The organism is Pseudonocardia sp. SID8383, assembly GCF_009864975.1.
In the GTDB taxonomy this organism is placed as follows: Bacteria; Actinomycetota; Actinomycetes; order Mycobacteriales; family Pseudonocardiaceae; genus Pseudonocardia; species Pseudonocardia alni.
On the sequence record NZ_WWFY01000078.1, the window covers coordinates 1 to 7489 of the forward strand.

7 protein-coding genes, 1 tRNA gene and 1 pseudogene are annotated in these 7489 nt (G+C 72.3%); 5 read left to right on the plus strand and 4 right to left on the minus strand.

Annotated features, from left to right (window positions below; genetic code table 11):
* Window positions 1-947: amidase (locus tag GTW08_RS01905; RefSeq protein WP_161151308.1), on the plus strand; the 947-nt coding region annotated here is incomplete at its 5' end.
* A gap of 10 nt (window positions 948-957) precedes the next feature.
* Here GTW08_RS01905 and GTW08_RS01910 read toward each other — a convergent pair.
* Window positions 958-1449: a YajQ family cyclic di-GMP-binding protein gene (locus GTW08_RS01910; protein WP_062397949.1), complete on the minus strand. Its 492-nt coding sequence runs from the start codon at window positions 1447-1449 to the stop codon at window positions 958-960.
* A gap of 96 nt (window positions 1450-1545) precedes the next feature.
* On the opposite strand from GTW08_RS01910, the gene GTW08_RS01915 reads away from it, so the two are divergent.
* Window positions 1546-1627: transfer RNA gene (locus GTW08_RS01915), tRNA-Tyr, on the plus strand.
* Window positions 1628-1910: 283 nt separating this feature from the next.
* Here the strand turns inward: GTW08_RS01915 and GTW08_RS01920 are convergent.
* On the minus strand, window positions 1911-3851 hold the full coding sequence (locus tag GTW08_RS01920) for a GAF domain-containing SpoIIE family protein phosphatase (RefSeq protein ID WP_073576517.1): 1941 nt from the start codon (window positions 3849-3851) through the stop codon (window positions 1911-1913).
* Between the two features lie 224 nt (window positions 3852-4075).
* Between GTW08_RS01920 and GTW08_RS01925 the strand changes: the two genes are divergently transcribed.
* The 3 genes from GTW08_RS01925 to GTW08_RS01935 all read left to right on the plus strand — a co-directional run bounded on the left by GTW08_RS01925 (window position 4076) and on the right by GTW08_RS01935 (window position 6141).
* Window positions 4076-4348 carry an ATP-binding protein gene (locus GTW08_RS01925; RefSeq protein ID WP_139282882.1) on the plus strand — a complete coding sequence of 91 codons (273 nt, stop codon included), beginning with the start codon at window positions 4076-4078 and terminating at the stop codon, window positions 4346-4348.
* A 510-nt stretch (window positions 4349-4858) separates the two neighbouring features.
* On the plus strand, window positions 4859-5323 hold the full coding sequence (locus tag GTW08_RS01930; RefSeq protein ID WP_073576516.1) for an STAS domain-containing protein: 465 nt from the start codon (window positions 4859-4861) through the stop codon (window positions 5321-5323).
* Window positions 5324-5559: 236 nt separating this feature from the next.
* Entirely contained in the window at window positions 5560-6141 is a 582-nt protein-coding gene (locus GTW08_RS01935; protein ID WP_161151309.1) for a response regulator transcription factor, read from the plus strand.
* A gap of 156 nt (window positions 6142-6297) precedes the next feature.
* Here GTW08_RS01935 and GTW08_RS32390 read toward each other — a convergent pair.
* A pseudogene (locus tag GTW08_RS32390) lies at window positions 6298-6540 on the minus strand (metalloregulator ArsR/SmtB family transcription factor); the annotation flags it as partial.
* Between the two features lie 84 nt (window positions 6541-6624).
* Window positions 6625-7236, minus strand: a complete 612-nt coding sequence (locus GTW08_RS01945) for an FMN-binding negative transcriptional regulator (protein WP_161151310.1) — start codon at window positions 7234-7236, stop codon at window positions 6625-6627.
* Window positions 7237-7489 lie beyond the last annotated feature (253 nt).

The following is a 7489-nucleotide window of genomic DNA, read 5'->3' on the forward strand; positions in this document are numbered from 1 at the left end:
CCTGCGGGCTGTTCGGGCTCAAGCCGGGCCGCGGCGTGACGCCGTCCGGGCCGGACGTCGCCGAGGGTTTCCACGGCGCGGCGGTGCAGGGCGTGCTGTCGCGGACCGTGCGGGACTCGGCGGCCCTGCTCGACGTGTCGGCCGGGCCGGAGCCGGAGGGCCCCTACATCGTGCGTCCGCCGGAGCGCCCCTACGCCGACGCCGTCCGGGACGACCCGGCGCCGCTGCGGATCGGGCTGGCCACCGCCTCGCCGCTGGGCACCGACGTCGACCCCGAGGCGGTCGCCGCGGCCACCGACGCCGCCGAGCTGCTGACCTCCCTCGGGCACGTCGTGGAGGAGTCCGCCCCCGCCCTCGACGGCCGGGCGCTGGCCACCGACTTCCTCACCACCTGGTTCTCCACGATCTCGGCCCAGGTGGCGGCGGCGCGGGCGCTGACCGGCTGCGGCGACGACGCCTTCGAGATCGAGACCCGGGTCATGGCCGCGATCGGCCGCGCCACCCCCGCGCCGGACTACCTCGCCGCGCTCGCCCGCCGCCAGGACCACACCCGCGCGCTGGCCGCATTCCACGAGCGCTACGACCTGCTCCTCACCCCGACCCTGGCCCGGCCGCCGTGGCCGATCGGGGAGCTGGCGCTGCCCGCCCCGGCCCGGATCGGCGCGCAGGCGCTGCTGCGGGCCGGCGCGTCCGGCCTGTTCGGACGGCTCGGCCTGGTCGAGAGCCTGGTCGACGCCAACTTCGCCCCGGTGCCCTACACCCAGCTGGCGAACCTGACCGGGCGGCCCGCGTCGTCGGTGCCGCTGTACCGGACGGCGTCCGGGCTGCCGCTGGGCGTGCAGTTCGTCGGGCGGCCGGGGTCCGAGCCGCTGCTGCTCGCCCTGGCGGCGCAGCTGGAGCGGGCGCGGCCGTGGGCGCACCTGCGGCCCGCGGTCCGGGGCCGGTGAGCCGGTCCGGCTACCGGTAGTTCGTGAACTGCAGCGCGATGCCGAAGTCCTTGGACTTGAGCAGCGCGATGACGGCCTGCAGGTCGTCCTTCTTCTTGCCCGAGACGCGCAGCTGGTCGCCCTGGATCTGGGCCTGGACGCCCTTGAGCTTCTCGTCGCGGATGGCCTTGCTGATCTCCTTGGCCTTGTCCTGCGCGATGCCCTGCAGGATCTTGCCGCCGGCCTTGTAGGCCTTGCCCGACAGCTGGGGCTCGTCCACCTCGAGGGCCTTCAGGCTGATCGAGCGCTTGATCAGCTTCTCCTTGAACACCTCGATCCCGGCGAGCAGCCGCTCCTCGGTGTCGGACTCGAAGGTCACGGCCTCCTCGCCGGCCCATGCGACTGTCGTGTTGGTGCCGCGGAAGTCGAAGCGCTGCGACAGCTCCTTGGCGGCCTGGTTCAGGGCGTTGTCCACCTCCTGCCGCTCCACCTTGCTCACGACGTCGAACGACGGGTCGGCCATCGGTCACTCCCTCGGGTCGGTCGGGGCCCCCTCGTCGGGGGCCGTCGGTCGTGTCGTATCCTCGTTCACGCACTCAGCAAGAGCGACGTGCACCCCGGCTGGTTGCCCGAGCGGCCAAAGGGAGCGGACTGTAAATCCGTCGGCGTAGCCTTCCCAGGTTCGAATCCTGGACCAGCCACAGCAGGTGAAAGAGACCCCCGACCAGCGGAAACGCCGGAACCGGGGGTCTTTTTCGTTGTCCCGGTGTGTCCGGCCCAGGACGGGACCTGCGGGGCGGGGACACGGCCGTCGAACCAGGTGGGCACCGCGGCGTGCGGGCCACCCCGGGCACCGCGGAACAGCCGGCCTTCGGTGGTGGTGTCGTGCTCGTCGCGGCGGCGCGGGGCCGGCCACGCCTGCCCCGTCGCTCGCCCACTACACCCCCGGCCCGTTCGCCGCGCCGTGTCCGGCCACCCGGCCCCTCAGCGCGGAGTGGGGGCTCTCTCCCATGGAGGAGCAACGGCATCTGATGCGACCGCTGGGGCCGGGGCGTCGAAGTGGATCGCGAGTGCGACGGCGTCGTCGTGGGCGGGGTCGGAGAGCGTCGCCATCACGGCATCGACGATGTCATCGGGTGTCCCAGGAGATACCTGCTCGATGGTGGCGAGCAGTGCGTCGGTGGCGGTGTCGACATCGAGGCCGGGGCCGTCGACCAGGCCGTCGGTGTGCAGCAGCAGTGTGGAGCCGGGCTCGACGACACGTTCGTGGTCCGCGCGCTCCTGGCCGATGGTGAAGTCGAACCCGAACAGGGCGTCGTGGTCGGTGAGCAGTTCGGTGCTGCCGTCGGGGTGGATCAGGATCGGCGGCGGGTGGCCGGCGTTGGTCCAGCGCAGGAGCCACCGGCCGTCGGCGGTGCGGTGGGTGTAGGCGAGCACGGCGGTGCCTGCGGCGCCGAGGCGGAGTTCGTGGTTCGCGGTCTCGAAGGCCGAGAGCACGGTCGAGGGCGGTCGGCCGGAGTGGTCCCACGCTGCTTGGCGCAGCATGGACCGGGTCTGTCCCATCAGCGTGACGGCGGGGAGGTCGTGGCCGACGATGTCGCCCACCGAGATCCCGACCATCGGGACGTCCGGGCGCCCGGGGTGGGTCATCACCGTGGCGTCGTACCAGTCCCCGCCGACGTTGAGTCGGGCGTCGGCCGGGATGTAGCGGGCGGCCATGGTGAGTCCGTCGATGTCGGGGAGCACCGTCAGCATGGCGTTCTGCATCTCGTGGGCCACGGAGGTGCGGTGGTGCAGGTCCCGGGCACGTTCGAGTGCCTGCCCGGCGTAACCGGCGATGGTGGCGATCGTGAGCAGGTCCGCGGTCTCCACCGCATCGGGCCGGTCCCAGCCGAGCAGGATCGCACCGGCGGGAGCACCGCGGCCCGGGACCGGGGCAGCGACGACGGTGTGCACGCCACGGCGTCGCATCGCCTCGGCCGCCTCGGCCGGGTGTGCTGCGGCGAGGTCGTCCTGGTTCCCGTAGTGCACGACGCGCTGTTCCCGGATCGCGATCGCCGCTGGGGTGCGCACGCGGAGCGTCGTGGTCAGTCGCTGGTCCACAGTCGGATCGATGTCGACGGCACCATCGAGATCCCCGGCTTCTGCCGGTGAACGGGCATCGGCAGGCAGGCTGTGCAGACGACCTGTCCTGTCGCGCAGGACGGTCTCGACGTAGGAGGGGGCCAGCTCGCCCCCGAGCAGTTCGTCGATGCGCGCTCGGACGCCGGGCACGGTGCTCGTGTCGGTGAAGGACTGCGAGGCTCGCAACAGCATCTGGCCACGCAGGTGCGCGCGCCGTTGGACGGAATCGGCCTCGGCGCGGAGGATGGTCTCGGTGCTGGTGTCGTACCGGGCCAGGCGGAGGCGCAGCTCGGTCGAGCACGATCGGGCGATCTCGCCGAGGGCGATGGTCTCCTCCGCCGTCCACCGGCGGGGCTCGTTGTCGATGGCGCAGAGCGATCCGAGGACACGGCCGTGCTCGTCGGTCAGCGGCATCCCGGCGTAGGCGATGACGCCGAGGTCCGGGATCGCCAGGTTGTCCCTGAACCGAGGGTCCATCCGGGCGTCAGCGATGACCAGGGACTGCCCTGAGGTGACCACGTACTGGCAGAACGAGTGCGTCAACGGGGTCGACCGGGCGATGGCGGCAGGCCCGGTCAACCCCGCCATCCCGGGGAACACCTGCCGGTCGGGTTGCACCAGAGTCACCAGAGCGATCGGGGTCGCCAGCGCGCGACGGACCCAGGCGGCGAAGCGTTCCATCTCCGGATCCGACTCCGACCCGAGCCCCGAGCGCCGTAGAGCCGTCAGCCGCTCCGGGCTGTAGAGGGCAGCGCACTCGGGAGCCGGCTCCATCGTGCCGCTCGTGATGTCCTCGGGCATCCTGCTCCTGGGCGTCCGGCTCACACCAGTCGTCGGGTGGTCTGCGAATGATGACGCAGGGTCGTGGGTACTGCTTACCGATGGTCGGATCGGACGTCCAGTTCGTGACACTCGACCGAGGGGGCAGGATGACCCGGTCGTTGTCCCACCCGTACCTCGATCACTCGTGCCTGCCGTTGTTGCGCCGGTGGATCCGTGAGCACCTCCCTGCGGTCGACGACCTGGTGTTCCGCGCCGAGGTGGTCTGCACGGAGCTGGTGGCCAACGCGGTCGATCACGTCGGTGGTGGCGGCGACGTCCGGATCCGCCCCACGCCGGGTGGATGGCTGATCGAGGTCGACGACACCGACCCCGAGGGTGTGCTCACCCCAGGACGATCCCGCCTCGGCAGCAATCGCGGTAGGGGGCTGACGCTCATCAGCGCCTTCGCCTCGTGGGGCGTGCGACGGACCCGCGACGGCAAGACAGTGTGGGCTGTCATCGACATCGCGGAGTGACCCCTCGGCCGGGAAGGTCCGCGCCGCGGCGCCGGCCGCACGGGCTCGCGCGCACCGCTCTCACAGCGTGCGCCGGTGCCACCGGTGACGAGATCCGCCGAACGGTGCTAGCCAAGGTCGGGCACGGCGGTCACGCTCGTCCGACTGCCCTGGAACCCGGAGACGACCCGTTCGCGACTGTGCGAGTGCGCCGTTCCGCAGGAGTGGCGGTGGCATGCCGGCTTCGAGAGCCGCGCGAGCGCGCGATTCTCGATCGGCGTGGCTGTTCCACCGTTCGGCATGTATGCGGGTGGCGCTACGACTCGACGGTCGGCGCGCTCCTCCCGGTCCGGCGACGTCCACCGGCCCGTCGTGGAAGCGCTGGATGCTACCGAAATCCTCGGACACAGGGTCGGACCGGAGTGGTCGTCCACTCCGTTCACCGACTCACGCAGACCCGGATCGGACACGTGAGTCAGGTGTCGGCTCCGGCCCCGGGACACTCCGATCGAGCAAGGAGCGCAACCCTCCATGTCAGGTATCGCCGTCAAGGCCTCGTCGGACCGGCCCGTCACATCCGCATTCGACCCCGACGGATCGACGCATCCCCGGTTGTGGTTCATCTACGTGGCCGGTCGGCTCGATGCGGGCCTGGCAGTTCGGGTCCTGCGCCTGCTCGACGCCCAGCTGGAACTCATCCAGGCCGGTCTCGCCGACAAGACGCACGTGGTCATCGATCTGGCTGCGACCACGACCATCGACGCGGGCGGCGTCGCGACGCTGCGACATGCACCGTTCGAGGCCGCACGACTCGGGGTCACCGTCTGGCTCTCCGGTGTGACCGGACGGACCGATCGGCTGCCGACGCGGAGCCGGAGCATGCTCGACCGGATCCGGATGTTCCCCGACGAGGAGGCCGCCGTCCTGGCCTACACCACGGGGACGACCACCGCCGACGTGGCGGGCCGGCGGGCCGGTCGCGGCGTGGCGACGTGACGACCGGGGTGGACGAAGGGCCGGTGGGCGCCGAGGGCGCGCCGCGGTCGACGGCGTCCCGGCCCGCGCCCCCGGTTGCCCCTCCCGTCATCCCGCCCGACGGGACGGGCGAGGGCCACGGCTGCACGACCGTGCTGGTCATCGACGGACACGACCTGGTCGGCACGGCACTGTGCCTGGCACTGCGGCGGGCTGGGAACGAGGCACACCAGATCGTGCTCGGTCCGCACGACGTCATGCTGGCGGCCGCCGGCGCGTATCCGCCAGGAGTCGTGCTGATGGAGCCGGCGATCGGCTCGGCGACGAGCGGGTGGGACGTCCGCGTTCCGGATCTGGTCGCCGCGCTGACCCGGACGGGGTGTCGGGTGGTGGCTCTGGCGGGACGCCACGACGGCCCGATGCTGGGGGCGATGATCATGGCAGGTGCACTCGGTGCGGTTCCGAAGTCGGCGCCGCTGGAGACCTTGCTCACTGTCGTGGCCGCGGTCGCCGGCCACCAGTTGGTGATGAGTGGTGGCGACCGGGCTCGGTGGCTGGACGACTACGCCCGGTACTGCTGGCGGGTGGAGGTGCGGTCGGGCCACGTGCGGAGGTTGTCTCCACGCGAACTGCAGGTTCTCCGGCTGCTGGCCACCGGCCATCGGGCTGCGGTGATCTCCCGGGTCCTGTCGATCTCGCTGTCGACGGTCCGCACGCAGATCAGTTCTCTCCTGGCCAAACTCGAGGTCGCCTCCCAGCTCGAGGCGGTCGCCTTCTTCCATGACGCGATCGCCGACGCGGGCTCGATCGCACCGGATCGGAGACCGTCGGAGCCGTGACGTCGTCCTGACGTCGGCATGTTCGTGTCCGGCGGCGACCGGACGACGGGTCGGACGGCCCGTCAGCGACAGCGGTCGGCGGAGCGTCTGCCGGGAGTCGGCCACGGCTCCGGCCGAGCCGAGCACCGTCTCGGCGCTGCGCAGGAGGTCGAGCAGCTCCGGGCGCACGAGGCGGTGGTAGGACTGGCGTCCCTCGGCCCGGGAGTCGATCAGGCAGCAGTCCCGCAGGCAGGCCAGGTGCTCCGACACCGTCGACTGGGCGAGACCCAGCCGGCGGGTCAGGTCGACCACGCGGGCCTCGCCCCGGCCGAGCCGCAGCATGATGGCCAGCCGTGCCGGGTCGACCAGCGACCGGAACAGCGCCACCGCCGGGCCGACGTCAGGGCAATTCATCGCCATGAGGCGATGCCAGTTCAGAGAACACGATGAGGGAACACCGCGAGCCCGTCGCGGCGGACGGGCCCGGTGTCCGGTCGTCGTCCGTCACCGGCGGTGTGCCGCCACCGCCCGGGCGCCCGCGTGGTCCCCGGCGGCCTCGAGCCCGCCCACCACGCCGTCGACGTCGGCGGCCGGCCGGTTCTGGCTCAGCTTGAGCTTCGCCTCGATCCTCTCGATCCGCAGCTCGACGCCCACGATCGCGCGCAGCTGCCCCCGCACGAACGCCTCCGGGGCGTCGTCGACGCTCCAGGGCGCGGGCCGGCCGGCCTCGTGCAGGTCGGTCAGGCGCCGCACGACGGCGTCGAGCCAGTCGACGTCGTCGTGGACGACCACGGTGCCGCGGACGTGGGCGGTCACGTAGTTCCAGGTGGGCACGACCCGGCCGTGCTCGGCCGTCGACGCGTACCAGGACGGGCTGACGTAGGAGTCCGGCCCGCGGACGATGACGAGCCCCTGTCTGCCGTCGACGCGGGTCCAGTGGTCGTTGTTCCGGGCGAGGTGACCGAGCAGGGCGCCGCGGTCGGGGTCGTGGACGAACGGCAGCAGCGTCGCGTCGAGTCCCTCCGGGCCGGCCGTGACCAGGTCCGCGGCACCGGGGCGGGCGAGGAGCTGCCGGACGTCCTCGTCGGTGTGGGCGAAGTGGGCGGGGACGTACACGGCGGGTCCTCTCCTCCGGGCGTGGTCGGCCCCCCAGGGTGCCCGGCGCCGCGGCGTTCCCGGAGGGCCGTTCCCGGGCCGTTCTCAGGGGCCACTCGTCGTGGCCGGCCGGTCCGGGCCGTGCGGGACGCCGACCTCGCGCAGCAGCAGCTCCTGGCTCGCGCCCAGAGGTCGCGGGGTGCTCGACCGCATCGATCGTGTGACGGGTGAACGGGTGGTCGAGGAACGCCGCGGTGAGCAGTTCCGCGGCGGG

Excerpts from the sequence above, each read along its gene's own strand:
- GTW08_RS01910 (WP_062397949.1), bottom strand. The coding sequence starts at position 1,449 with ATGGCCGACCCGTCGTTCGACGTCGTGAGCAAGGTGGAGCGGCAGGAG.
- GTW08_RS01920 (WP_073576517.1), bottom strand. The coding sequence starts at position 3,851 with ATGCCCGAGGACATCACGAGCGGCACGATGGAGCCGGCTCCCGAGTGC.
- GTW08_RS01930 (WP_073576516.1), top strand. The coding sequence starts at position 4,859 with ATGTCAGGTATCGCCGTCAAGGCCTCGTCGGACCGGCCCGTCACATCC.
- GTW08_RS01935 (WP_161151309.1), top strand. The coding sequence starts at position 5,560 with ATGCTGGCGGCCGCCGGCGCGTATCCGCCAGGAGTCGTGCTGATGGAG.